This is a genomic window from Polynucleobacter sp. JS-Safj-400b-B2 (assembly GCF_018881975.1).
In the GTDB taxonomy this organism is placed as follows: Bacteria; Pseudomonadota; Gammaproteobacteria; order Burkholderiales; family Burkholderiaceae; genus Polynucleobacter.
Genome location: NZ_JACVPJ010000018.1, coordinates 1 through 23,097, shown reverse-complemented (window position 1 = coordinate 23,097; position 23,097 = coordinate 1). Strand labels below are relative to the sequence as shown.

At 43.3% G+C, this 23,097-nt stretch carries 28 protein-coding genes; 15 read left to right on the top strand and 13 right to left on the bottom strand.

The genetic code is table 11. The features are described from left to right. Positions 1 to 228 precede the first annotated feature (228 nt). Genes ICN48_RS12645 through ICN48_RS12630 form a run of 4 tightly spaced genes read left to right on the top strand, consistent with a single transcriptional unit; the run spans position 229 to position 3,731 of the window. Positions 229 to 849, top strand: a complete 621-nt coding sequence (locus ICN48_RS12645; protein WP_216154040.1) for a paraquat-inducible protein A — start codon at positions 229 to 231, stop codon at positions 847 to 849. A gap of 2 nt (positions 850 to 851) precedes the next feature. Then, entirely contained in the window at positions 852 to 1,502 is a 651-nt protein-coding gene (locus tag ICN48_RS12640; protein ID WP_216154039.1) for a paraquat-inducible protein A, read from the top strand. Then, on the top strand, positions 1,495 to 3,114 hold the full coding sequence (locus ICN48_RS12635; RefSeq protein WP_216154038.1) for an intermembrane transport protein PqiB: 1,620 nt from the start codon (positions 1,495 to 1,497) through the stop codon (positions 3,112 to 3,114). Before ICN48_RS12640 ends, ICN48_RS12635 begins: the two co-directional genes overlap by 8 nt. Next, positions 3,111 to 3,731 (top strand): membrane integrity-associated transporter subunit PqiC, encoded by a 621-nt coding sequence (locus tag ICN48_RS12630; RefSeq protein WP_216154037.1) that lies wholly within the window; start codon positions 3,111 to 3,113, stop codon positions 3,729 to 3,731. Before ICN48_RS12635 ends, ICN48_RS12630 begins: the two co-directional genes overlap by 4 nt. A 65-nt stretch (positions 3,732 to 3,796) precedes the next feature. Here the strand turns inward: ICN48_RS12630 and ICN48_RS12625 are convergent, their stop codons facing one another. The 4 genes from ICN48_RS12625 to egtD are packed head-to-tail and all read right to left on the bottom strand — an operon-like array spanning position 3,797 to position 7,759. Further along, positions 3,797 to 4,453 carry a DsbA family oxidoreductase gene (locus ICN48_RS12625; RefSeq protein WP_216154036.1) on the bottom strand — a complete coding sequence of 219 codons (657 nt, stop codon included), beginning with the start codon at positions 4,451 to 4,453 and terminating at the stop codon, positions 3,797 to 3,799. A gap of 4 nt (positions 4,454 to 4,457) precedes the next feature. Continuing rightward, the gene (locus tag ICN48_RS12620) at positions 4,458 to 5,594 is read right to left on the bottom strand and encodes a MalY/PatB family protein (RefSeq protein WP_216154035.1); all 1,137 of its coding nucleotides are present in this window, start codon (positions 5,592 to 5,594) and stop codon (positions 4,458 to 4,460) included. Next, positions 5,584 to 6,822, bottom strand: coding sequence for an ergothioneine biosynthesis protein EgtB (egtB, locus tag ICN48_RS12615; protein WP_216154034.1), 1,239 nt, complete (start codon positions 6,820 to 6,822; stop codon positions 5,584 to 5,586). Before egtB ends, ICN48_RS12620 begins: the two co-directional genes overlap by 11 nt. Continuing rightward, a complete protein-coding gene (gene egtD / locus ICN48_RS12610) occupies positions 6,812 to 7,759 on the bottom strand; it encodes an L-histidine N(alpha)-methyltransferase (protein WP_216154033.1) in 948 nt (315 codons plus the stop codon). The genes egtB and egtD overlap by 11 nt, the downstream gene beginning before the upstream one ends. Positions 7,760 to 7,854: 95 nt before the next feature. Here egtD and ICN48_RS12605 point away from each other — a divergent pair, with 95 nt between their 5' ends. Next, the gene (locus ICN48_RS12605) at positions 7,855 to 8,136 is read left to right on the top strand and encodes a DUF427 domain-containing protein (RefSeq protein WP_216154032.1); all 282 of its coding nucleotides are present in this window, start codon (positions 7,855 to 7,857) and stop codon (positions 8,134 to 8,136) included. 54 nt (positions 8,137 to 8,190) lie between these two features. Here the strand turns inward: ICN48_RS12605 and ICN48_RS12600 are convergent, their stop codons facing one another. Continuing rightward, positions 8,191 to 8,886 (bottom strand): SDR family NAD(P)-dependent oxidoreductase, encoded by a 696-nt coding sequence (locus tag ICN48_RS12600; RefSeq protein WP_216154031.1) that lies wholly within the window; start codon positions 8,884 to 8,886, stop codon positions 8,191 to 8,193. 150 nt (positions 8,887 to 9,036) lie between these two features. On the opposite strand from ICN48_RS12600, the gene ICN48_RS12595 reads away from it, so the two are divergent. Then, positions 9,037 to 9,726 carry a cupin domain-containing protein gene (locus ICN48_RS12595; protein WP_216154030.1) on the top strand — a complete coding sequence of 230 codons (690 nt, stop codon included), beginning with the start codon at positions 9,037 to 9,039 and terminating at the stop codon, positions 9,724 to 9,726. A 2-nt stretch (positions 9,727 to 9,728) separates the two neighbouring features. Here ICN48_RS12595 and ICN48_RS12590 read toward each other — a convergent pair whose 3' ends face one another. From ICN48_RS12590 to ICN48_RS12575, 4 genes are read right to left on the bottom strand one after another with little or no spacing between them, the layout of a single operon-like run. Next, the gene (locus ICN48_RS12590; protein WP_216154029.1) at positions 9,729 to 10,316 is read right to left on the bottom strand and encodes a histidine phosphatase family protein; all 588 of its coding nucleotides are present in this window, start codon (positions 10,314 to 10,316) and stop codon (positions 9,729 to 9,731) included. Positions 10,317 to 10,353: 37 nt separating this feature from the next. Beyond that, positions 10,354 to 10,740: a dihydroneopterin aldolase gene (locus ICN48_RS12585; RefSeq protein ID WP_216154028.1), complete on the bottom strand. Its 387-nt coding sequence runs from the start codon at positions 10,738 to 10,740 to the stop codon at positions 10,354 to 10,356. Between the two features lie 10 nt (positions 10,741 to 10,750). Then, positions 10,751 to 11,776 carry an NAD(P)/FAD-dependent oxidoreductase gene (locus ICN48_RS12580; protein WP_216863806.1) on the bottom strand — a complete coding sequence of 342 codons (1,026 nt, stop codon included), beginning with the start codon at positions 11,774 to 11,776 and terminating at the stop codon, positions 10,751 to 10,753. Then, positions 11,766 to 12,395 (bottom strand): alpha-ketoglutarate-dependent dioxygenase AlkB, encoded by a 630-nt coding sequence (locus ICN48_RS12575; protein WP_216154027.1) that lies wholly within the window; start codon positions 12,393 to 12,395, stop codon positions 11,766 to 11,768. The genes ICN48_RS12580 and ICN48_RS12575 overlap by 11 nt, the downstream gene beginning before the upstream one ends. 80 nt (positions 12,396 to 12,475) lie before the next feature. Between ICN48_RS12575 and ICN48_RS12570 the strand changes: the two genes are divergently transcribed. Then, the gene (locus tag ICN48_RS12570; protein WP_216154026.1) at positions 12,476 to 12,655 is read left to right on the top strand and encodes a hypothetical protein; all 180 of its coding nucleotides are present in this window, start codon (positions 12,476 to 12,478) and stop codon (positions 12,653 to 12,655) included. Positions 12,656 to 12,667: 12 nt separating this feature from the next. On the opposite strand, the gene ICN48_RS12565 is transcribed toward ICN48_RS12570, so the two are convergent. The 3 genes from ICN48_RS12565 to ICN48_RS12555 are packed head-to-tail and all read right to left on the bottom strand — an operon-like array spanning position 12,668 to position 14,570. Further along, complete coding sequence (locus ICN48_RS12565; protein WP_216154025.1) at positions 12,668 to 13,045, bottom strand: DUF4149 domain-containing protein; 378 nt, start codon at positions 13,043 to 13,045, stop codon at positions 12,668 to 12,670. A gap of 18 nt (positions 13,046 to 13,063) precedes the next feature. After that, positions 13,064 to 13,924, bottom strand: coding sequence for an oxygenase MpaB family protein (locus ICN48_RS12560; protein ID WP_216154024.1), 861 nt, complete (start codon positions 13,922 to 13,924; stop codon positions 13,064 to 13,066). Between the two features lie 4 nt (positions 13,925 to 13,928). After that, the gene (locus tag ICN48_RS12555; RefSeq protein WP_216154023.1) at positions 13,929 to 14,570 is read right to left on the bottom strand and encodes an LON peptidase substrate-binding domain-containing protein; all 642 of its coding nucleotides are present in this window, start codon (positions 14,568 to 14,570) and stop codon (positions 13,929 to 13,931) included. Between the two features lie 129 nt (positions 14,571 to 14,699). Between ICN48_RS12555 and ICN48_RS12550 the strand changes: the two genes are divergently transcribed. After that, complete coding sequence (locus tag ICN48_RS12550; RefSeq protein ID WP_215280119.1) at positions 14,700 to 14,849, top strand: hypothetical protein; 150 nt, start codon at positions 14,700 to 14,702, stop codon at positions 14,847 to 14,849. 33 nt (positions 14,850 to 14,882) lie between these two features. Next, positions 14,883 to 15,311: a DUF2244 domain-containing protein gene (locus tag ICN48_RS12545; protein WP_216154022.1), complete on the top strand. Its 429-nt coding sequence runs from the start codon at positions 14,883 to 14,885 to the stop codon at positions 15,309 to 15,311. Here ICN48_RS12545 and ICN48_RS12540 read toward each other — a convergent pair. Next, a complete protein-coding gene (locus ICN48_RS12540) occupies positions 15,303 to 15,782 on the bottom strand; it encodes a DUF4149 domain-containing protein (RefSeq protein WP_216154021.1) in 480 nt (159 codons plus the stop codon). The genes ICN48_RS12545 and ICN48_RS12540 overlap by 9 nt on opposite strands. Positions 15,783 to 15,884: 102 nt before the next feature. On the opposite strand from ICN48_RS12540, the gene ICN48_RS12535 reads away from it, so the two are divergent. From ICN48_RS12535 to ICN48_RS12510, 6 genes are all read left to right on the top strand, one after another. Continuing rightward, a complete protein-coding gene (locus ICN48_RS12535; protein WP_216154020.1) occupies positions 15,885 to 16,472 on the top strand; it encodes an Rrf2 family transcriptional regulator in 588 nt (195 codons plus the stop codon). Between the two features lie 20 nt (positions 16,473 to 16,492). Then, positions 16,493 to 17,893: an exonuclease domain-containing protein gene (locus ICN48_RS12530; RefSeq protein ID WP_216154019.1), complete on the top strand. Its 1,401-nt coding sequence runs from the start codon at positions 16,493 to 16,495 to the stop codon at positions 17,891 to 17,893. Beyond that, a complete protein-coding gene (locus ICN48_RS12525) occupies positions 17,894 to 19,147 on the top strand; it encodes a DASH family cryptochrome (RefSeq protein WP_216154018.1) in 1,254 nt (417 codons plus the stop codon). It abuts the gene before it with no gap. Between the two features lie 80 nt (positions 19,148 to 19,227). Then, positions 19,228 to 21,423, top strand: a complete 2,196-nt coding sequence (locus tag ICN48_RS12520) for an OsmC domain/YcaO domain-containing protein (RefSeq protein WP_216154017.1) — start codon at positions 19,228 to 19,230, stop codon at positions 21,421 to 21,423. Between the two features lie 15 nt (positions 21,424 to 21,438). Further along, entirely contained in the window at positions 21,439 to 21,981 is a 543-nt protein-coding gene (locus ICN48_RS12515) for a nitroreductase family protein (RefSeq protein WP_370624231.1), read from the top strand. Positions 21,982 to 22,370: 389 nt separating this feature from the next. Continuing rightward, on the top strand, positions 22,371 to 22,943 hold the full coding sequence (locus tag ICN48_RS12510; protein ID WP_216154016.1) for a phasin family protein: 573 nt from the start codon (positions 22,371 to 22,373) through the stop codon (positions 22,941 to 22,943). Positions 22,944 to 23,097: the final 154 nt, after the last annotated feature.

The following is a 23,097-nucleotide window of genomic DNA, read 5'->3' as shown; positions in this document are numbered from 1 at the left end:
AACGATCCGATAGCAGACGTCAAATATATAGATTTTGACGATTCAAAATCCTTTAGCCCTAGATTTAGGTCCTAATGGGCTCACTAGAAAAGCAAACCCTCATCTGAACTAGTGAGGGTTTAGACTTTAAGGTTACTTCAGGGGTTGTGAATGCGGCTATGTTGACCCTACTGTAAGATCTTTCAATAACTGCTATAAAACTTCTTTTAGTGATTGGGTGTGTACTTTATGTCAGTAGATGGGGTCATAGTCTGTGACCAATGTGATTTGGTGCAGCTAGAGGTTGAATTGGAGCTTGGCGGAAAAGCATATTGCATTCGCTGCGAGAATGATTTGTATCGCTGTCAGCCTGATGGTCTGCGACGCAGTTTGATATTTTCGTTGACTGCAGCCGCCTTATTTTTGATTTCGAATTCCTTCCCGATTGTCAGCATTGATTCCCAGGGCCTAACAAATTCAACCACCTTGCTCGAAGCTGCTGATAGACTTATACGCGATGACCTACCGAGTATTGCGGTACTCGTTTTTGCAACAACATTTTTAATGCCTGCCCTGGAAATTATGTCGTTGATCTATTTGCTATTACCACTTCATTTTGGCCGACTCCCCCCTAGATTTAATCTCGCATATAGACTAATACATCTGGTAAAGCCTTGGGCCATGATTGAAGTGTTTATGTTGGGGCTTCTGGTAACCATCTCAAAGCTGAATGCCTTTGCTACGGTTGTCCCAGATATTGGATTGATTTCTTTTATTTTGCTTATGTTCTCAATAACGGCTTCAGCCGCAAATTTCGATGACCGTACTTTTTGGAAGCTGGTAAATGCGGTTAGAAAAGGGCAGGCATAGCTATGTTAACAGCTGCTTCAAACGGAATTATTGCTTGTGAGACCTGTGGTTATGCACAGCGTACCCCACTAGGGTCTCAGCATTTAGTCTGTATTCGTTGCGCAGCAAGAATGCATTCTCGTAAGACAAATAGTATTAGTCGTACTTGGGCCCTGGTTATTGCGGCCTATGTTTTGATTATTCCTGCAAACTTAATGCCTGTGATGGCAACAGGCTCCCTATTTGGTACTGAAAAAGATACGATTTTTGGTGGGGTTGTTTATCTATGGACCTCTGACTCACAAATATTGGCCATTATCTTATTCTGCGCCAGTATTGTGATCCCGTTTGCAAAGCTATTTTCATTAACATTCCTATTGATTTCTGTGCAAATCCGCTCAACCTGGAAACCTAAATTACGCGCAAAACTCTATCGGATAGTTGAGGCGATTGGGCGCTGGTCAATGATTGACGTTTATGTTGCCACCATGCTCACTGCTCTCGTACAATTTGGAAGCTTGATGTCTATTCGTGCAGGCGCTGGCGCAATAGCTTTTGCAACCGTAGTAGTACTGACTATTTTTGCTGCAAAAAGTTTTGATCCTCGACTCATTTGGGATACTGCGGATCGCTCAAGAAAAAACAATCATTTAGCTAAGGATTCGAATGTCTAATTTATCTCAAGGACCTGAGCTTCCTGATCTCCCATCTGCAGTGGCTCAGGTCAAGCGACATTGGGCGCCTCAGATTATTTGGATTATTCCAATTGTGGCGGTTTTGGTTGGATTGGGCTTAATGTACAAGGCGTTGGTAGACCGCGGACCAACTATTACTGTAGCCTTTAAATCAGGCGATGGCTTGGCTGCGGGAAAAACCTTTGTCAAGTTTAAAGAAGTCACTATTGGTTTAGTAAAGACGGTCATCTTGTCTGAGGACCATCAGCAGGTGATTGCAACCATTCAGCTTAATAAAGATGCGGCGGATTTTGCAAGAGAGGATACGCGCTTCTGGATTGTTAGGCCACGTATTACTGCGAGCGGAGTTTCAGGTTTAAGTACTTTGCTTGATGGGCCTTTTATCTCAGCCGATTTAGGTCAGTCGACCTCTAAGATGGATAGTTTTGTGGCGCTTGAGGTTCCCCCGATTTTGACTGATGGCAATCCGGGGCGTGAGTTCATATTAAGAGCTCCAACTTTAGGGTCCCACGGCATTGGGACGCCAGTCTATTTTCGTCGTCTAAATGTGGGTCAAGTGGTTGCATATGATCTCGACAAAGATGGTAAGAATATTTCTATTAAAGTATTTGTTAACGCACCTTACGATCAATACGTGACAAATAATGCGCGCTTTTGGAATGCTAGTGGCATTGATGTGAGTATTAATGCATCAGGCATTCAGCTTCAAACAGAGTCTTTGGTGGCGGTTATAGCAGGTGGCATTGCTTTTGAGGTCCCACAGGGCCACGATGATAAGTCTGAGCGAAGCACCAACCAACCAAGCCAAGCTGCTGCGACTGATTCTGTGCAGGCAAGTTCAAGTCTGACCGAGCGCGCAAAAGAGGATGCTGTATTTACGCTCTTTCCAACCCGCGTAGTAGCTATGAAACAGCCGGATACCCGAACTCAACGGTTCGTACTGAACTTCAAACAATCCGTCCGCGGTTTGTCGGTAGGTGCTCCAGTAGAGTTTAGAGGTGTCAACCTAGGCGAAGTAGTCAGCATTGAAACAGCAATGGATCCACAGACTTATGAAGTCATTCAGCCGGTTGAAATTTTCCTGTATCCCGATCGTCTTAAAGTGCGCTCCCTGAAAAGTGGGGCTATCTTGCCTCCGCCTGTGAACGAGGTGGAGCGATTGAAGGCTCTGATAAAGAAAGGCTTTCGTGCGCAAATGCAGACGGCTAGCTTTTTAACTGGTCAACAGTATATTAGTTTAGACTTTTTCCCAGATGCACCAAAATTTACTTTTAATCCCTCCGTTTACCCACCTGAGTTACCGGTTATTCCGAACGCTCTTGAGGATGCTGAAAAGACAGTGGCTAGTGTACTCAAAAAGACAGATCGCTTAGTGACGAAGTTGGACGAGAAAATTATTCCTGATTTTGATAAAACATTAAAAAATATCAATGCAATCACTGAAAGCGATTCACCCTTAATAACGGATATGCGTGATTCCATGCGTGAGTTAACAAAAGCAGCAACTTCAATCAAAACGCTGACGGATATGTTGGACCAGCAACCTCAATCTCTGATATTTGGTAAGCCAGCAGAGGGGTCGAAGAAATGAGAATGCTATCTACTTCGATATTGTTGAGTCTGATGCTGGTTGGGTGTAGCTCGCCAACAATATCCTATTACAAACTCAGCTCAGAGCCTATCCCAGTGATGGCAGGGGCCGATAACAAAATGCAACTGATGGTTGGTCCGGTAAGTGTTCCGGGCGGAATGGATCGCCCTCAGTTGGTGGTGCAAAGCGGTGGTAATGAGTCACAGGTATTTGAATATCGTCGCTGGTCTGGATCTCTTAAAAGCGAAATTGCGCGTGTGATTGGCGCAAGTCTAGCGCGTGATTTAGGTGCTCCAAATGTGTGGAATTTTGCAGAAAGCACCCAAACTAATTTTGATTATCAAATCTTCATCGACGTCCAAAATTTAGAGAGTAATCCTGGGGATAGCGTTTTAGTGGATGTGCTATGGACAATTAAACCCGGCAGTAGCAAGAGCATGTCTACAGATCAAAATACAAACTCAAGTTCGGTTTCGGGCTTGAATTCAAAGACGAAGATGGGGCGCTCATTGGTTCGTGAATCTGTAGCGGGCTCAAGTTTTGACGCACTGGTTGCTGCTCAAAGTCGCGCCTTTTCAAAGGTAGGCATGGAAATCGCGCAATCGATTCGTAACTAGTTTTTATTTCTCTGCCGCTAGTAGTGTAAGTAATTTCAATATCTGCTGAAACCCAAGGAAGGCTATTAAGATCCTTGAGTTAATTGCTCAAATGCATTGATGAAGGACTCAGGAGGCTGTGCTCCCTGTAAGAGGTACTGATCATTCAGAATGATGGAGGGTACCGAGCTGATGCCTACTTTTGTATAGGTCACCTCTTCTGCTCTAACTTCATTTGTAAATTCATCGCCATCTAGAATTGTCTGCGCTCTTTGGGGGTCTAGGCCAGCACGAGTTACCGCATCTAATAGATTTTTCGGGTCATCTAAATTGACTGCAAGACAGAAATAGGTTTTGAGCAATTCTGCTTTTAATGCAGCTTGTTTTTTCAGGTCATATTCTTTGGCTGCCCAATATAGTAGGCGATGCGAATCAAAAGTGTTGTAAACCCTTTTGCGGCCCTCTGGATGAAATTCAAATCCAGCCTCCATTGCCTTAGACCGAATATTGGCTTGATTAGCTTTGACCTGCTCTGCTGATAGCCCATACTTTTCCGTAAGGTGCTCAATGGCATCTTGACCACCCTGAGGCATATTAGGGTTTAGTTCGAAGGGGCGAAAATGGACTTCAAAGTCTACCTTATCCTTTAGCTCCTCCATTGCCTGGTTAAGATTACCAAGGCCTACAGCGCACCAAGGACAGGCTATATCGGATACAAAGTCAATTTTGATAGTGGGCTTCATCTTTTTATGTGAAAGTCTTTTGGATAATACCTAGGGCTTCATTTAATCGACTTCTTTGTGTTCCAAAATTAAGTCTAACAAATTGATCTCTGCCAAATTGACTGCCTGGAGAGGTGGCCAGGCCAGCATCTAGCAGGAGCTGATGGGGGTTTTGGCTTTGAAGTGCAGTGCAATCAATCCAGGCTAAATAACTACCTTCCATTTTGTCTATGCTTAATTTGGTAATGCTACCAATTCTTTCTTGAATCAAATCTCGATTTTTTCTCAAGTATTCAATTAACGATTTTCTCCAAGGCTCGCCTTCCTTTATTGCTGCCATTGTTGCTGTGTAGGCAAACAAAGATGGCGGAGCAATGGTTTGATGAAGGCCAACCTGCATTGCTTTGCGTAAGACTGGATTTTCCGCAATAGCCCAAGCCAATCCAACGCCAGGGAAGTTAAAGGTCTTATTTAAGGACATTAAGGTAACAGTCCTCTCTGAGATTTCTTTGCTGATGCTTGCAAGTGGGATATGTTTTCTGTCTTCAGCAAGTACTAGTCCCGCATGAATTTCATCTGAGCAAATCCTTAAATCATTTTGAATGCAAAAATTGCCAAATTCTTTTAGCTCATCCCTAGTAAGTACTGTTGACCCTGGATTTTGAGGATTGCAAAACAAGGCTAATTTAGTCTTGTCGTTAACAATCTCTGATAATTGATCACTCGGTAATACCCAGCGACCTTCCTGTAATACAAGCGGCATATCTTGGGTAGATCTATTTGCAGTAGTGCAGGCAAGGCGTAAGTGATGGTATACGGGGTTAGGAACGAGAACGCCATCACCGATATTGGTGAGTTGCTGAACAGCTGTATACAGTCCAGAAACAACGCTGGGTAGGATCACTATCCAATCCGGATCGACTGACCATTGGTATTGCTCTTCCAAGTAGTCCGCAATCATTCTGTTCATTTGATGGGGGCTATGGGTGTAACCGTAAATTCCCTGTTGCACTCTATTGTTTAGAGCTTCAATCACGCAGGGCGGGGATTTAAAGTCCATGTCCGCCACCCATAAAGGTAGAACCCCCTTACCAAGGGCGCCTTCCCAGCGAATAGAATCGCTTTCTAGTCGATCGGTGAGAGTGTCAAAATCAAATGCCATCTTTAGCAAGCCTCAAGCCCGTCATTTGCCAACGTGCATGTGTTGGGAAAAAATTACGATAAGTAATTCTTGAGTGGCTCTTAGGCGTGTAAGCTGAGCTTCCTTTGAGGACCATCTGATTGACCATAAATTTACCGTTGTACTCACCCGCAATACCACCCCATGGCTTATAGCCTGGATAGGGGGCGTAGTTACTGCTAGTCCATTGCCATACTTTGCCAAATAGATCGTTACTAGTTTCGAAATGGGATTGAGCAAATGATTCCCATTCATTTTCAGTAGGCAAACGCGCTCCAGCAAAGCTGGCAAAGTTTTGGCTAGACCAGCGCGCAAAGGCATCTGCCTCAAAATAGCTAATATTTGATACTGGCGCCTGCAGATCAAGTGGTGTATTGCCATTCAATGAAAAGCGCAGTAGTTGACCGTGACCATCTTTATTCCAATACAGTGGAGCAGAAATCTTTTCCGATTTAAGCCATGCCCATCCTGCATCTAACCACCATTGAAAATTATCATAACCACCATCTTCAATAAATTGTAGCCACTCAGAATTACTGACGAGTCGATTTCCTATCGAATGTGTTTGATTCAGGGCGGAGTGTTGCGGGCCTTCATTATCAAAATGAAACCCATTACCTGAATGGCCAGTTTGAACTAGGCCGCTAATTCCTTCGATCCATTTAAATGGCTGCTCAACTGAAGGGGTATCGATATTTTGGGGGTTATAGATTGGCCAAAGTGAGTTGTTGGAAAAAAGATGCTGAATATCTGTTAATAACAATTCTTGATGTTGTTGCTCATGGTTTATTCCAAGCTGTATCAGCCATAGCAGCTCTTTAGAGGAATTTTCTTTTAAGAGGGACTGTAGTCGATCTTCAATATTTTTACGCCATTCAAGTACTTGCTGGAGAGAAGGGCGCGTTAATAAGCCGCGTTTACTACGCGGATGCTTATCCCCAACCCCGTTGTAATAGCTATTAAATAAAACAGCAAATTCAGGATTCCAATAGGAGAAGTTTTTTTCAAAGGCCCTAAGCACCATTACTTCATAGAACCAAGTGACGTGTGCTAAATGCCATTTAGCGGGGCTTGCGTCCTCCATAGACTGTGCTTGGCAGTCTTCTGCACTTAGATTCGCAATCAGATCTACGGAATACTTTCTGGAGCTATGAAATTGTATTAATAGCTCATCTGCAGAGGGCGCTTGATACGAAAGGTTATTTTGCATATATCACTGCGAAATAGTTTTTGGGATCAGCCCAGATTTGAGTTGTTTCAAAACCCGCACTCATCAGTAATTGCTTGATAGATTCAATCGTGTACTTGTGTGAATTCTCTGTGTGAATCAATTCACCTTTTTTGAATGTCCTTGATTTTCCTTGCCATGAGACTGTCACATTCTCAAGCGCCTCTAAATATAGTTCAACCCTATTATCCGCATGATTCACTTTGACCTGATGCCTGAATTGTTCCACTCTGAAATCAGAGCCCAGATGCGAGTTGATCGATCTGAGAATATTCAGATTGAAAGCGGCAGTTACCTTTAGGGGGTCATCGTATGCTGCTATCAGTACAGAATCCTCTTTCATCAAATCAACACCAATTAACAAGCCGCCATCATTAGCTTGATTCTTAATCTGGCTAAGCAACTCCAGTGCTTCTGATTGCAGGAAATTTCCAAGGCTAGAGCCTGGATAAAAGAATGTTCGCTTGGTCTTGCTGATGGAGTCGGGAATGATGAGTTTCTTTGAAAAATCCATACCAATGCATTGCATCAAAATATGCGGATATTTTCCTGCAAGTTTATTTAAAGCATCTTCCAAATACTTAACTGAAAAATCAATCGCTAGATAGTTCGAGGGCTTAAGAGATTCAAAAAATGACTCTGCTTTTTGGCAATTCCCAGCACCTAAATCGATTAGGGTGCCACCAATACCGACTGCTTGTGAAATTTGATCTTGATATTGAGTAAAAATATTTTTTTCAGTATTGGTTGGGTAGTACTCCGGTAATAAGGTAATAGCAGTAAAGAGATGTGATCCTAAGGGGTCGTATAAAAACTTTGGAGAAATAGAGGCATTCTCTGCCAGCAAACCCAACTCGATCTCAGAAATAAAGTCATGATCAATTGAGGCGGTATCTGCTGGAGTAGTAGGTATTTGCATGAATTTTTTGATGACGGATAAACATTAAAGACGTCAATCTTTATACAGCATAAAGTCAATATTTGCTTTATGCTAAATCCTTACAAGGAGACGGTATGAAAGCTATTTGGAATAACGAAGTTTTGGCTGATTCAAACGCAACTATTGTCGTGGAGGGTAATCATTACTTTCCATCTACTAGCTTGAATATGCAGTTTTTTAAGAAGTCAGAAAAAAATACTGTGTGCTCTTGGAAAGGTACTGCGAGCTACTATGATGTAGAAGTCAATGGCCAATCAAACAAGGATGCCGCATGGTACTACCCTGAGCCTAAATCAGCTGCAAATAATATCGCTGGATATATCGCTTTTTGGAAGGGCGTTCAAGTTACTGAGTAACTTACAGTTTCCTATAGATGTTGCAGTAATATGAATGAAGGCAGACTTTAATTGCTACCAGGGTAGCTTTTCACCGGAGTAAGTCAGAAAGCTGCCTGAATCTTCTTTGCCTACCTTGGCAAGAACATTAAACATGTCATTTACTGCCTCTAGAGGATCCCTGCCGATTTGCTGCCCGCGAAAAGGTTGTGATAACCCAGAGTTCACGGTACCTGGATGAAGGGCTATCAAAGCAATATTCGGTTTTGTTCTCGCGAACTCAATCGATGCTGTTTTGATGATCATATTGAGTGCAGCTTTAGAGGCTCTATAGCTATACCAACCGCCCAGTCGATTGTCCTCAATGCTGCCTACCTTGGCAGATAGTGTTGCCATGACGCCGTGCTTTGGATCCAAGAGTTTAGAGAAGTACTTAATGGTTAATGCAGGACCAATGGTATTGGTGTTGAACATTTCAGTTAATTGGGTCGGATTTAAATCATCCAATTTCTTTTCGGGCATCCATTGTTCTGAATGCAATGCCCCAATGGTGTTAATGATCAATTGAAATGGCCCTAATTCAGCCAGACTATTTGCAGAATCTTCAATAGTCTCGGGATGATGGTAGTCAATTGCATTGGGGGAATGACGATGAATGCCAATGACTTTGGAGCAAGATGGATTGCTCTCCAGAAGTTTTACAAAATGAGAGCCAATAGTCCCCGATGCTCCGATGACGAGGGCGCTAAATGGATTCGGAAGTAAGCTCATAGTGCCTTTTAAAGCCTTAAGTAAGTTCAGTGTAGTTAAGAGACTTTAGCGCAGTTCGCATAAAAGGGTGTGCATGCACCTTTGTCTTTTAAGCGCCCATCCCATTAGCTTGCTATGCTTAGGGTTGTTTGCATATATGAAATAGTCCAAGTGAATATCAACGCCGATTACAGCAAGAGAATTGTCATAAACCACCATGACTTACCTTGGGTCCCCAGTCCCGAGCCAGGGGTTGAGCGACGCATGCTTGATCGTATCGGTGATGAGGTGGCAAAGGCGACTTCTATCGTGCGCTATCAGCCCGGAACACAATTTAAAACCCACACCCATGAATTCGGTGAAGAGATCTTGGTTTTAGAGGGGGTATTTAGCGATGAGACTGGCGACTATCCTGCTGGCACCTATTTGATGAATCCCCCCGGATCTTCCCATGCTCCGTTTAGTAAATCCGGTTGTACTCTTTTTGTGAAGTTGCGTCATCTTGGCTCAGATCAGGTGGTGCGAGAGGTCATCGATACCAAAACTGCTCCTTGGTACCAAGGTATGGTTCCGGGTCTTCATGTGATGCCACTCATGCAGCAGGGCAGTGGCTCAACCTTAGTTCGTTGGGCGCCTCAAACGTATTTCAATCCGCATAAGCATTACGGCGGCGAAGAAATCTTTGTGGTGGATGGAGTATTTGAAGATGAGCATGGGCGCTATCCTGCTGGTTCTTGGATCAGAAGCCCTCATATGAGTTTGCATCAACCCTTTAGTAAAGAGGGCTGCACGATCTTTGTGAAAACTGGACATCTCCAAGAGGGCGGTGATAGCAACGGTTCTAAGCGAGCCCCGTACTAGGTTTAGGGGCTGGGGTAAATCTGGTGAGATAAGTGTTGTCCGTTCTTATTAACCTTTACCAAAACCATATCCCCTACGTTGACTACTTTCCCTGCGTAGGCTTGTATGTTGACGTGATGGGTTACTAAAATCAGTGGTACCTTGTCCTTGCTATTGTTATTCCCATTGAGATTTAACTGAATGAGTTTCTCCAACTCTTTTGTTTGCTGTTTTTCAAGACTCATGTCATCGAAGAATGAGCCTAGGGCTGGAGAGATCTGCGCAGAACCTATATTCATCAGCTTGGCGGTATCTATACAACGACACCAAGGGCTGCTAATAAGGTTTGCGGAAGTAATCCCTTGATTTTTTAGCCACTCCCCTATGAGTGCAGCCTGCTTTTTCCCATAGTCCCCTAGATTTCTTTGGGTGGTACATTTATCTAGTTGGTAGCCTTTAGGATCACCGTAGCCAGGGGCATCTGCATGGCGTATAAGAAGCACATGCTGCCCATCATTTAAGTCACTCGCTAAATTAGCGTGTGCTAACAGAGGAAAAAGACCAAACGCAATGCTCGCTAATGTAGAAATCAAGATATTGATGAAATTCATGGCAAATGTCTCGCTGATTTGTTGTGCTGAATAAGGTCTAGCTTCTTAATGTTGTTAAGGCTTCCTGGTCAAGACTTAAGCTAACGCCAAGTGAACCAGAGTGATTGTTAACGGGTGATTTTCTAAGACTGATTTCTAGCGATTGAACTTCAGGGTAATTGGCACAAGCTTCAACGATCCTGCTCATCAATCTTTCCTGAGTTTCATAATGACATTCACCAGCTAGCCTAGAAATCTCGAGGACAAGAGGGTCGTAATCAAAGACCTTGCTCATGTTGTCCTCGGCAATCAGTACGAGATGCGAGTCAATCCAAAGGGTGAGATCTAGTAAATGACTATCAGGGATGATGTCACCAGCCTTATAGGTCCCGATCTGAGTTTGTAGTTTGAGATCTCGTAATTCGATTGTTGCTTTGCGCGACATAATCTAAGCCTTATGGGTTTAATGCTGCTGAAATATGAATTGCACTTGCTAATTTATGACCACTTAACCATGCTCCCTCAACTCTGCCACCATTGAGCCAATCTCCGCACAGGCTAAGTTTGTTATCTTCATTCAGAATAAAGCCCGCTTCTGTATTGGTTGCCCCACTTGCGTAACGCCAGCGATGGATGGCGATTTCAGCATTCTGACAATTGAGTCCAAGCTGTTTTGCGGAATCTAGAATCAACTTGCCAGCCTCCTCTTTTTCCAGCTCGATACATTGTTGGCTCCATTGTGGAGTGGCATGTATTGTCCAGGTTTCTTGACCTGTGCGTCCAGGCTTAGAATTATTTCGAGAGATCCAGCTAATGATTTCATTATTAATGAAGGCAGCATCAAAAGGCATATCAGCCATTTCTAAGAATCGTGCCATCACTGTCCAACAGCCTTGCATATCTACGCTAGAACAAAATGCCTCCATAGAGTGATCCACTAATTTGGTAAGAGCGTAGCTCTGGGGTGCAGGAATTGCTAATACTAAGTAATCGAATGATTGAGTAATATCACCATTCTCTAAGCTATGGAGATGCCATTTCCCGTCATTCCGGTAAATCTTATCAATGGTCTGATTGCACTCAATCGATAAGTTTTTGGCTAAATATTGACCAGGAGAATTCATGGCAGGTACGCCTACATAGCGCTTCTCTTTTGAGTTGCTCTCTTGCCATTGACCGCTTTCATATACACTAAGATTGGGATGCCAAGCCGCTGCTACACCTGCCTTAATCCATGTATTGAGTTCTTCAATAAACGCTCGATCTCTTGCTGTGAAATATTGAGCCCCATGATCGGCAGTCCAGCCTTCACCATGACGAGTACTCATCCGATCGCTTGGCCCGCGACTCTTTTCATATATCTGAACTTCAAAGCCAAGAGCTTGCAAGCTGGAGGCGCAACTCAGCCCTGCTATCCCTGCGCCAATGATGGCTACAGTGACTTTTGGTTTGGTCTCATTTATTTTGGCTTCATTTAGCATGAGTATTGATTTTTCTAAACGTTAAATTCATACGAATATCCGACACAGTTTTGGTTTTCAGCAAAGCATGCTGCCAATATTCTTGAGTGGGCGCACGCATGATCAGGGCGCTACCACTCTCTAAAAAAAGAGATACGGTCTCTTTATCTTTTTTATGGCGAAAGGCGAACTTGCGCTGCGCGCCAAGACTGAAGGATGCAATGGGCGATAAGGGGTCAAGCTCTTTTTCATTATCGCTATGCCAACCCATACCATCACTTCCGTCGTGGTAGAGATTGAGTAAACAAGAATTAAACTCAGCTTGTGATATTTCTTCTAGTTGCTCTTTAATCAGGATGAGTTCAGATGTCCATGCCTGCGGAATCTTCTGTACCCCGGAATAGGTATAACTACATTGAGGATCCCCAACCCATGCCACTTTACGACGAGTAGTGACTAATCTTCCAAACATCATGAGTTTTTCTTGCTCCCATTTCAGGGAGGCTTGAAGCTGGCCCAATAATTTTGTAGAGTCTTGTTCAGTAAACACCTTGGGGTAGTAGTGAGCGCCCCCATCCTTTGGCAACATATTCACAGCAAAGTCGCCGTGGGAGGTTTCAAATAAATGGCTTTGCATCATTTTTTAGTTGCAAGATCAAGCGCTAGTTTCATAAAAACCCTAGAATAGTCTTAATTTCAATTTCTTGATTAGGCTAATTTATGAAGACCCCAGACAAACGTTGCTGCGGCTCAGGTGTGTGCATTATTAATGATGCAGGTGAGTGTTGGTGTGGGCAAGTTTGGGATGGCGAAAAAATGGCTGCCCCTAGTTTGAATTTGCCCATCAAGCAGAATAAGGTTGAGGAGTTAGATCCAAGCAAGATTAAACCTGGCTCTTAGCCACCCATCTATTTATGACAGTTTGACCAAAAGGTAGATAAAGGTAATCAACTGAAATAAATTGATGACAACGCTTGCTCCGTGCAGCAGATGAAAACGACGACTTTGGCCTTGATCTTTTGCCTCATTAATTTTCCCAGTCAAGTAGAACAAGGTAAAGGCAAAGAGTAATGCGCAGATCGCTAGTAAGCTCTTACCGACCTTATCGGGCGCTGTAAAAATACAGATGGTAGTAATTAAACCTAGGCAGGCATAGTACTTTGGAAAAAAGTTCCGAACATATTTACTGGACCATTCGACAGGAAGCACCTTAAAAACAGTTGGAGCTACGACCACGGTAAAGAAAAGCATGATGCCAACCATGCCCGATAGAAGATAACTAGTAATCATGACGTCTTTCCAAATAAATCATCCGTAAACTCTACGGAGTGAGTGGGCGGCCACCCCATCCTTAAGGGCCTCGCGAATCGGTACTGCAATTAAATCGACACTCTTTTTCACTGCTAAGCGTTCGAATAGGCTGGGTGTTGGCCTATTGATAAATGGATAGACCCAATCTGGAAGATTCAGATAGCCGGCACGAGTGATCAGTTTGATAAAGGGTTTTGCGGCGAGCTTACTTGGAAAGTTTTCTAGTAGCTCAAGGATGCTTTTTGCGCGCTCCCCAAAATAAAGTTCGGGAATGTAGTCTTTAATCGCACTATCTGTTTTGGCGAAGGTGCTAGGTAAATGATAGGCGCCCATTCTTTCGCCAAGAGATTTCATTTCAACAAAGTATTGATCCTTGTCTTTTGAGCTTAATTTCTCTTTTCGATAATCTTCGAAAGCCTGCATAAAGCTATGTGTTTCCGTGAGATGAACCCAAGCTAGTAAATGGGGATCTGTAGCAGAGTATGGTTTTCCGAATTCATCAAAGCCACTAATCTTTGCATGAATCTGGTTCACCTTATCAATGATGTTGTCTGCCATCTCGGTTGATCCATAAGTAGTAGCGGCGATGAAGAATGCCGTTCTACCGAGCCTGCCTTTAAGGTCTTCTCTAAAACTGGAGTGATCCCAAACACCCGCTAAGGCTTGTGGGTGCAGGGCTTGCAAGATCAGCGAACTGATGCCGCCAATCATCATGGAAATAAAGTCTGCGTGTACTTTCCAGGCAATAGACTCCGGGCCAAAGAGGCCGCGATCGCCTAGTGGCGTTAGAAAGGCAACCGGAGGTCCGCTACCACCCACCATTTCGCGAATTGTTTTGCGAATAAGCTCATCAAGCATGGATTTAGTGCAGCATGAGATTGCTTAAGCCATCATCTTCGATAATTTCTGTAACCAGATCAAGTCTGATTCTGGGATTAGTTTGGGCTAGCAAATGGTTCTTTTGAGCGAGTGAAATGGGTAAGAGTTCTGCAAGGCGATTGGAAACCCAGCCGCAGTCATCTATCTTGAAAGGCTTCTTAAATAGCGATTCGCCTAAAAGATCTTCGCTTTGAATGACTGAAATAATTTCATTTAATAATTGAACTATCTTTTGGTGTTCTTCAGGAATAGGGGTAGCAGGATCATTCGCTAGAAGTTCAACTTCACCAATCCATAGGCCATTAGATTCTTGTTGGCTATTCAGAAGCTTAAAGCGCTGCGTTCCAAAGGATTTGGTCATATACAAAGCAGGCTGAACCGGATCAAAATCTTCAATTTGGGCCAGAGTTCCGATTCGAGAAAATACGGGAGGTGAATCTTCTACGGCATTCTGATCCTTCATGATGCTAACAACACCAAATTCTGTTTTTTCTCGCAAGCATGCCTTAATCATATCGAGGTAGCGCGCCTCAAAGATCTTGAGGGCAATTACGCCATCCGGAAACAGTACAGTTCCCAGTGGGAAAAGGGGTATTTTTTGTGAGGAGGAGTCTGAATTAGTCATTCATCCAATGTAATGGATTTGAATAATTTCTGCTGATGGCTAGACCGCATTAAATCCCCCATTTTGATCTCAGCTCAGCAATAAATGCCATTTCCGTTTACATTTAAGGGTCACTAATAAGGGGTAAACATGATCCAAAAACTTCGTATCAAGCTTGCTCGCTGGATCCTGGGTAAGCATTGCCCTTGCTATCAAATGGGATACCACTCTATGGTCGATTTTCAGCAAAGAAGTGCTGACCAGTTAGCAAAATCTCAAGAGCGCAGTAAAAGTAAATAAACTTTCGTTTGTCATGTCAAGACTTGCATAAACATGAAGCGCTGGCAAATGCGCAGAAACTGCGCGCTGACTCCCAAGCAGCTTCTCCAGTTCTACATAGTTCTGGTGTGCCTCTCTGTAACAGTTGGAATGGGATTCTTTTTGGCGGGGGTCTGGGTCATTCCCATTTTCACAGCTTTAGAGTTATGTGCGGTAACGCTCGGATTTTTAATCTACTGTAGACATGCTTTAGATTGCGAAACAATTGAGATAGATGGTAATTCTTTAATTGTTAAAAAGTTCATTGGCTATAAAGAGACTGTGTACGAATTTAATACGCAGTGGGCCAAGATTGAATTGCCCTTGGAAGGGGCGAAAGTCTTTCATATAAGCCAATCTAACCAGCGTGTAGAGCTTGGCCAGTTTTTACGGCAAGAGCAACAGATACCCTTAATTGCTGCTGTTCGGGCCCGCTTAGGTTGATTCTGAGTTACACAGGCGCCACGCAACTATGGCACTAGAAATGATCTGTGTTAACAGTAGTATCAACACCAAGATATTCAACACCTGGAAATAGTTGGCAAACGGCGAGAGCATCACTGGCATACCATCTATGAGCGCTGTTTCTCGTAAGTAATCCATGCGGGGTATTAGAAGAAAACTTGCCACTGCTACCGCTATCATCAACATTAATAACGGAAGGCGGATGTTTTTAAGCGGGCTTGCACCTCTTTTGATGAGAATGTTGGCAATACTTAAGATTGCAAACGCGCACCCTAAGAAATAATATGAAAGATGCTGCACTACTATGTTCGCTACCATACCTGCTGCCTGAGAATCGTGAATGATCAAGTAAGCTGCTAGGCAGCCAAAGGCTTGAGAAATGATTGAACCAGCCAAAATAAGGGCAAGAAAGCGGAGTAGTCGATAGGTAAGGGGGTGCTGGGGTCTCATTACTTCAACCATAAGTTAGATAGGGTTAATTAATGCGCTGCAGCACATTTTTTGGATCAGTTTCATACTAGCGCTAATCTAACTTTTGTGCCGAAAGTACCCATGGAAGTCACCAAAGCAGTCAGAGTAGCTCTCAATACCCTCGTAGATATTGCAAGCCATTCAGCCAATGGGCAGCTTGTACCTGCTCCAGAAATAGCCAAAAGACAGCACATATCGATCAGTCGTATCGAGCTGTTATTGCGCCCGTTAAGAGAGTCCGGTCTTGTTGTTGCAGTCAAGGGTCGGACGGGCGGGTATCAGCTTTCAAAAGATCCTCGAGTTATCACTATTAAAGATATTGTTCTGGCAATGAACAAAATTAAGAAGAGAAAAGTTGAGGTATCTGATATTGCCAAAGAGCTATATCAATCACTTGAAGCTTATATGATGAGTTGCATATCTAATGTGACACTAGCCTCTGCAATCAAAGATTACATTCCACGTTTTAGTGATGTTCAGACTGCGCCCGAGAGAAAATCGTACTTGCCAATAGAAAAGCAAATCACTATCAAGCAAGAGAAAAAGAAAAAGGGAGAGACTCAGAGGGTGATCAAAACAACATTCAAAAAAGTGGAAGATACACCTCGTGGCCCAAACTCTATCTTTAGTTTTGCCGACTATCTCAATAGAGGCCCGTCTGCAAACTAAATGGAATTAATGCTTCTAGCGTGAACAGTCAGCGTGGACCTTACCCCGATTTAGCTTTTGTAGACATTGAAACCACGGGGTCTCATTTCGATCGTGATCGCATTACTGAAATTGGCATTAAAACCTTAGCAAATAATGAGCTTCAGGTATGGGAAAGGTTGCTCGATCCGCAAACTTATATCCCGCAAAACATTCAAAGACTAACCGGTATATCGCCAGCAATGGTGCAGGGTCAGCCTTGCTTTGCTGAGCTTGCCGAGGATTTAAAAAAAGAGCTTGAGGGAAAAATATTTGTTGCTCACAACGCTCGCTTTGATTATGGTTTTATCAAGGCCTCTTTTAAGAGGATTGGCATTGACTTTAAGCCTAAAGTTTTATGTACTGTAAAGCTCTCTCGATTACTCTTCCCGGATCAGCCGCGCCATAATCTTGATACCATCATCAGCGCGCATGGACTGAAAGTCAGCGCCAGACATCGCGCTCTCGGAGATGCCGACTTATTGCTTCAATTTTGGCGGGTGTGTGAATCAAAATTTGGGCAAGCTAAATTAAATGAAGCGATTAACCAGCTCATTGGCAATGCTAGCCTTCCCTCAAACATAGATCAGAATTTAATAGACTCCATACCTGATGGTCCGGGTTGCTATATCTTTTATGGAGATAACAAAATCCCTCTTTATATCGGTAAAAGTATTTCCTTGCGTAGTAGGGTGATGGGTCACTTCCAGGGTGCTTTAACGCAACGCAAAGAAATGAAACTGTCTTTACAGGTTCGCGATATTGATTGGATTGAAACTAGTGGAGAGCTAGGCGCATTAATTCTGGAGTCGAGATTGATAAAAGAGCGCATGCCTTCTATGAACATTAAGCTGCGCAGATCTAAGGATCTTTGTGCTTGGGGTTTGGAAGAGGATGATGCTGGAGTTCTAACACCTTCTTTGGTGACTCATCATCATTTATCCCCTGGCTTACAGGATAATTTATATGGTTTGTTTTATAGCAAACGGGAAGCGCACTCCTATTTAAAGGCAATTGCTAAAAAATACCATTTATGTGAAGCATTACTTGGTCTAGAAAAACGTATTGAGGGTAAATCTTGCTTTGGCTACCAAGTAAAGCAATGCAATGGGGCCTGCATCAGTCTTGCCCCTATTGCCTTACATAACTTACAGCTAAAAATAGCTATGGAACTCTTTAAGGTTCAGGTTTGGCCATATTCTGGAGCTATTGCCATTAAAGAGGGCGGCGAGATGATCGTGGTTGATAAATGGTGTTATCTAGGAACAGCCATTAATCAGGATGAGCTTTATGAATTGGCGCAGTCGGGTGATGCGGAGTTTGATCTGGATATCTATAAGATCGTTAAAAAAGCCCTCTCAGGATCCTATAAGAATCAAGTCATTCCGATTGGCGTGGAATAAATGACAACTGCCTTTTATTGGTTTAGAAACGATCTCCGCTTGGAAGATAACCCATCGTTTATGCAGGCATGTAAGTCAGCGGATCATCTACTACCAGTCTATATTCATCAGCCTAACTTAGAGCAAGATACCGTATGGGGATTTCCGAGAATAGGTGAGCATCGCCAGGTATTTTTGGATCAATCTCTTCAGGAATTACGTAGTCAGCTTCGTGACTTGGGATCAGACTTATATGAAGTGGCTGGTGATGTTCTAGATGTGTTTGAGAAATTAAAAGCTCAGACTCAAACTGATCTGATTTATTGTGAGCAAATTCAGGCGCCCGAAGAGTTGGAGCAAGTAGCATTATTAAGTAGCGCTGGTTTTAGGATGAATCCCATATGGCAATCTAGTATGTTGGATGCTCAATCTTTGCCATTTCCATTGCAAGAGATGCCAGATGTCTTTACCCAATTTCGTCAGCAAGTTGAAAAGAAGGGCTTAAGATTTTCCTCTCCTGCAGATGCTCCCAAGAGTATTCCTCCATTGCCTGCTATCGAGATGCCCTCTATCAAAGTATGCGACAGAAATACTTTATCTAGTGGCAGTAAGTTTCAGGGTGGGGCACGGAGTGCTCAAACCCATATTCAGCAATATTTCGAGCGACGCCTTCCCGATACTTATAAACAAACTCGTAATGGGCTGATTGGTATGGATTACTCCAGCAAATTCTCTCCATGGCTAGCGCAAGGTTGTTGCTCTGCAGGATCCATTGCAAAGCAATTAGCGGATTATGAAATTTGCTATGGCGCAAATGATGGGACCTACTGGCTTTGGTTTGAATTACTCTGGAGGGATTACTTCCGGTTTCTCCACTTTAAATACGGCACAAGGCTCTATTACTCCAAAGGTTTAAGTAAGACGCCTAGCAATCAGTTTGATGGTGAAAAATTCTCCAAATGGTCATCTGGTAATACCGGGGAATCGCTGATAGATGCCGGTATGCGTGAATTGAAAAAAACGGGATATCTATCCAATCGCATGCGACAAATTGTGGCCAGTTATTGGATTTATGACATGAACGGTGATTGGCAAGCAGGTGCTGCTTGGTTTGAGTATCAATTGCTTGACTACGACGTTTATAGCAATCAAGGCAACTGGCTATATATTGCTGGCAAAGGTACTGATCCTAGAGGGGGCAGACCTTTTAATGTAACTAAACAAACCCAAGATCATGATCCGAATGGCGTATATCGCCAAATTTGGCTGGCCTAGGCATTAAGACATGCTGTAGATAGGCATTGGAGGGATAATGATGATCACATCATTTTTAGCGTTAGTTTGGAATCACCCCCATGGAAATTAAGGTCAACTTTCTCGATAAGCTTCGTCTAGAGGCGAAGTTCGATGACTTCACAGTTATTGCTGACCAACCAATCCGCTACAAGGGTGATGGATCTGCACCAGGGCCATTTGATTATTTCTTGGCTTCATCCGCTTTATGTGCGGCTTACTTTGTAAAGCTGTACTGTGATACCCGCAACATTTCTACCGAGAATATCCGCCTCTCACAAAATAATATTGTTGATCCTGAAAATCGTTACCAGCAGATTTTCAAAATTCAAGTTGAGTTACCAGAAGATATTTCTGCAACGGATCGCCAGGGCATCTTGCGCTCAATTGAACGATGTACAGTTAAGAAGGTAGTACAAGCTGGGCCAGAGTTTGTTATTGAAGAAGTCAAAAACCTAGATGCCGATGCGCAGACCTTGCTGACCCTTAAGTCTGCCTCTGATGCTAGCACCTATATTGCGGGAAAAGACCTGCCGCTAGAGCAAACTATTGCCAACATGTCCGGTCTATTGGCCAATCTGGGAATTAAGATCGAAATCGCCTCTTGGCGCAATCTCATTCCGAATGTTTGGTCGTTGCATATTCGTGATGCGCACTCCCCGATGTGCTTTACCAATGGCAAAGGCGCTACAAAAGAAAGTGCCTTAGCTTCTGCCCTTGGTGAGTACATCGAGCGACTTAGTAATAATCATTTCTATGCCGGAGCATTCTGGGGCGAGGATATTGCCAATGCAGAGTTTGTACATTATCCAAACGAGCGTTGGTTTAAGCCGGGTAAAAAAGATATATTGCCGACAGAAATTTTAGATGAATACTGTCTCAATATTTATAACCCTGATGGAGAGCTAAAAGCTTCGCATCTAGTAGATACCAATTCTGGAAATGTAGAGCGCGGCATCTGTTCTTTGCCGTATGTGCGGCAATCGGATGGCAAGACAGTATATTTTCCCTCTAACCTCATTGAAAATTTATTCGTTAGTAATGGTATGAGCGCGGGCAATGCCTTGGCCGAGGCTCAGGTTCAGTGTTTATCGGAGATTTTTGAGCGAGCAGTGAAAAGAGAAATTCTGGAAGGTGAAATTGCATTGCCAGATGTGCCGCAGGAGGTACTCGCAAAGTACCCGAGTATTTTGGCTGGCATTCAGAGTCTAGAGGAGCAAGGTTTCCCAGTATTGGTGAAGGATGCATCGCTCGGCGGTATCTTTCCAGTCATGTGCGTTACCTTAATGAATCCGCGCACAGGCGGTGTCTTTGCCTCTTTTGGGGCTCATCCAAGTCTTGAAGTTGCGCTAGAGAGAAGTTTGACTGAGTTATTGCAGGGCCGTAGCTTAGAGGGTCTGAATGATTTGCCCCCGCCTACTTTTGCCAGTGAAGCTGTGAAAGAGCCCAATAACTTTGTAGAGCACTTCATTGATTCCAGCGGCATTGTCTCCTGGCAGTTTTTCAGTGCGAAGTCGGATTACGAATTCGTGGAGTGGGATTTCTCGGGGGATGGTGAAAATTCCAATGTCCAAGAAGCGGAAACTTTATTTGGCATTCTGAAAGATATTGGTAAAGAGGCTTATGTTGCCGTCTATGATCAGTTAGGCGCAACTGCTTGCCGTATTTTGGTGCCAGGCTATTCTGAGGTGTATCCAATAGAGGATCTTGTCTGGGATAACACCAATAAGGCCCTGCTATTCCGCAAAGATATTCTGAATTTATCCCAACTAGATGATGCTAGCTTAGATGCACTCTTGGATCGCTTAGAAAATAACGAGCTAGATGAGTACGGGGATATTGCCACACTCATTGGTATTGAATTTGATGAGAATACCGTTTGGGGTCAACTTACTGTGCTTGAATTAAAGTTACTGATTCGGTTAGCACTAAAGCAATTTGAAGAAGCGCATGAACTAGTGGGCGCTTTTCTTCAGTACAACGACAATACAGTAGAGCGTAAATTGTTTTATCAAGCTCTAGATGCTTGCCTTGAGGTTTTGCTCGATGACGAGTTAGAGATGTCAGACTTTGAAGTCAACTTCCGTCGTATGTTTGGTGATGCCAGGATGGATGCAGTTCTGGGATCAATCGATGGAAGTATTCGCTTCTTTGGTTTAACGCCAACGAGCATGAAGTTAGAGGGCCTAGATAGGCACCATCGTTTGATTGATAGTTACAGAAAATTACACAAGGCGCGAGCTGACAGCCTTAGATAGAATAAAAGGATATTAATGAAGGCATTAACTCCAGCCCAAGCCATTACATCTCGCATGTCCGTGCGGGCATTTACCAATGATGTTGTCTCAAAAGAGGTCATCCTCAAGTTACTCGATATCTCTGCGCGAGCTCCCTCGGGCACGAATACTCAACCCTGGAAAGCATATGTTGTTGAGGGCAATGCACTTAAGGAATTATGTGAAAAAGTGTGCGCTGCTTATGACAGCATTGCACTCAATCCTGAGTTAGCAAAAGAATATCAACCAGCATATGACTATTATCCAACTAAATGGTTTAGCCCTTATATCGATAGGCGCCGTGAAAATGGTTGGGGCTTGTATGGCTTATTGGGAATTACTAAAGGCGATAAAGAGAAAATGCATGCACAGCATCGAAAAAACTTTCAAGCCTTTGGGGCACCAGTATCAATATTTTTCACAATCGATAAAGAGCTTGGTCGTGGTTCTATGCTCGACTACGGCATGTTCTTGCAGAATATGATGGTTGCCGCAAGAGGGGGGGGGCTTAGACACTTGCCCACAAGCTGCTTGGAATGATTACGCAAAGATCATCCTGCCAGCTATTGGTGCCAAGGAGAATGAGATGCTTGTGTGCGGTATGGCACTAGGGTATGCCGATAAAAGCGAGATAGTGAATAGCTTTCATACCCCCAGAGTGAGCGCAGAGGAATTTACTGCCTGGATAAAGTAATCGCGCCAAAACCGCTATTGCTACTGATTTTTGGAAGTTTCTATCCAATAACCCTAAAAACTATATAGGAAAAATAGAATTTAATTGGCCAATAAACCTTGTTTAAACGCTTGAAATTGGGTTTTAGGAAATATATGTTGCTTTGCAGCAAAAATATCTTGCTTTTAGAAAATGGGGCTCTTAGAATGGTGCATTGCAATAAAAAACCCTTATTTACTTAAAGTTAGGATAAATCATGTTTCAAACTCAATTAAACGACCAAATCGCTTCTGCACAAGCTAAAGCAATCGAAACTGCTAAACATTTGGCACAAGTTGCTGTTGAAAGTGCTCAAGAATTAGCTGAAATCAATCAAGCTGCTGCTAAAGATGCTTTGGCTGCTGCCCAAGATTCAAGCTCACAGTTGTTGGCAATCAAGGATCCACAGCAATTAGCAAAATTGGCTCAGCCTGAAGTTGCTCAAGAGGCTGCTAAATATGCCGCTGCTTACCAAGCTAAGGTAAATCAAGTAGTTCGTAACGGCAACAAAGAAGTGGCTCAAGTAGTTGACGCTTCTATTGATGACGCACGTGCTGAATTGGTTAAGTTTGTTCAAGAAGCTACTAAGACAGCTCCTGCTGGTTCTGAAGCTTACGTTTCTGCATTCAAAACTGCATTTGAGTCTTCACTCCAACAGTTTGATCAAGTTCGTGCAACTGCTACTGACACATTTGCCAACTTTGAGAAGAGTGTTGATGCTGCTTTGGCAAACATTCAAGGTCAATACGCTGTTGCTAAGCCAGCTGCTAAAACCCGCAAAGCTGCTTAATTAGCTAAATAGTTAATTTTGCCGTTAAAAAAGCCAACCCCAGTGAGCTGACCCCCAAAAGTTGGACATTATGTCCAACCAAGGGGGTTTTGTTTTATGAGCAAGTACAGCAAGCAGTTCAAGCTAAAGGTAGTTAAAGAGTTTCTAAAGTCAG

Bases quoted from the DNA above. Each gene is read 5' to 3' on its own strand.
- ICN48_RS12525 (WP_216154018.1), top strand. From the start codon at position 17,894: ATGACAACTGCCTTTTATTGGTTTAGAAACGATCTCCGCTTGGAAGAT.
- ICN48_RS12640 (WP_216154039.1), top strand. From the start codon at position 852: ATGTTAACAGCTGCTTCAAACGGAATTATTGCTTGTGAGACCTGTGGT.
- ICN48_RS12510 (WP_216154016.1), top strand. From the start codon at position 22,371: ATGTTTCAAACTCAATTAAACGACCAAATCGCTTCTGCACAAGCTAAA.
- ICN48_RS12630 (WP_216154037.1), top strand. From the start codon at position 3,111: ATGAGAATGCTATCTACTTCGATATTGTTGAGTCTGATGCTGGTTGGG.
- ICN48_RS12545 (WP_216154022.1), top strand. From the start codon at position 14,883: ATGAAGCGCTGGCAAATGCGCAGAAACTGCGCGCTGACTCCCAAGCAG.
- ICN48_RS12590 (WP_216154029.1), bottom strand. From the start codon at position 10,316: ATGAATTTCATCAATATCTTGATTTCTACATTAGCGAGCATTGCGTTT.
- ICN48_RS12560 (WP_216154024.1), bottom strand. From the start codon at position 13,924: ATGCTTGATGAGCTTATTCGCAAAACAATTCGCGAAATGGTGGGTGGT.
- ICN48_RS12605 (WP_216154032.1), top strand. From the start codon at position 7,855: ATGAAAGCTATTTGGAATAACGAAGTTTTGGCTGATTCAAACGCAACT.
- ICN48_RS12580 (WP_216863806.1), bottom strand. From the start codon at position 11,776: ATGCTAAATGAAGCCAAAATAAATGAGACCAAACCAAAAGTCACTGTA.
- egtD (WP_216154033.1), bottom strand. From the start codon at position 7,759: ATGCAAATACCTACTACTCCAGCAGATACCGCCTCAATTGATCATGAC.
- ICN48_RS12520 (WP_216154017.1), top strand. From the start codon at position 19,228: ATGGAAATTAAGGTCAACTTTCTCGATAAGCTTCGTCTAGAGGCGAAG.
- ICN48_RS12515 (WP_370624231.1), top strand. From the start codon at position 21,439: ATGAAGGCATTAACTCCAGCCCAAGCCATTACATCTCGCATGTCCGTG.
- ICN48_RS12585 (WP_216154028.1), bottom strand. From the start codon at position 10,740: ATGTCGCGCAAAGCAACAATCGAATTACGAGATCTCAAACTACAAACT.
- ICN48_RS12555 (WP_216154023.1), bottom strand. From the start codon at position 14,570: ATGACTAATTCAGACTCCTCCTCACAAAAAATACCCCTTTTCCCACTG.
- ICN48_RS12600 (WP_216154031.1), bottom strand. From the start codon at position 8,886: ATGAGCTTACTTCCGAATCCATTTAGCGCCCTCGTCATCGGAGCATCG.
- ICN48_RS12575 (WP_216154027.1), bottom strand. From the start codon at position 12,395: ATGATGCAAAGCCATTTATTTGAAACCTCCCACGGCGACTTTGCTGTG.
- ICN48_RS12635 (WP_216154038.1), top strand. From the start codon at position 1,495: ATGTCTAATTTATCTCAAGGACCTGAGCTTCCTGATCTCCCATCTGCA.
- ICN48_RS12550 (WP_215280119.1), top strand. From the start codon at position 14,700: ATGATCCAAAAACTTCGTATCAAGCTTGCTCGCTGGATCCTGGGTAAG.
- ICN48_RS12570 (WP_216154026.1), top strand. From the start codon at position 12,476: ATGAAGACCCCAGACAAACGTTGCTGCGGCTCAGGTGTGTGCATTATT.
- ICN48_RS12620 (WP_216154035.1), bottom strand. From the start codon at position 5,594: ATGGCATTTGATTTTGACACTCTCACCGATCGACTAGAAAGCGATTCT.
- ICN48_RS12645 (WP_216154040.1), top strand. From the start codon at position 229: ATGTCAGTAGATGGGGTCATAGTCTGTGACCAATGTGATTTGGTGCAG.
- ICN48_RS12535 (WP_216154020.1), top strand. From the start codon at position 15,885: ATGGAAGTCACCAAAGCAGTCAGAGTAGCTCTCAATACCCTCGTAGAT.
- egtB (WP_216154034.1), bottom strand. From the start codon at position 6,822: ATGCAAAATAACCTTTCGTATCAAGCGCCCTCTGCAGATGAGCTATTA.
- ICN48_RS12565 (WP_216154025.1), bottom strand. From the start codon at position 13,045: ATGATTACTAGTTATCTTCTATCGGGCATGGTTGGCATCATGCTTTTC.
- ICN48_RS12625 (WP_216154036.1), bottom strand. From the start codon at position 4,453: ATGAAGCCCACTATCAAAATTGACTTTGTATCCGATATAGCCTGTCCT.
- ICN48_RS12540 (WP_216154021.1), bottom strand. From the start codon at position 15,782: ATGAGACCCCAGCACCCCCTTACCTATCGACTACTCCGCTTTCTTGCC.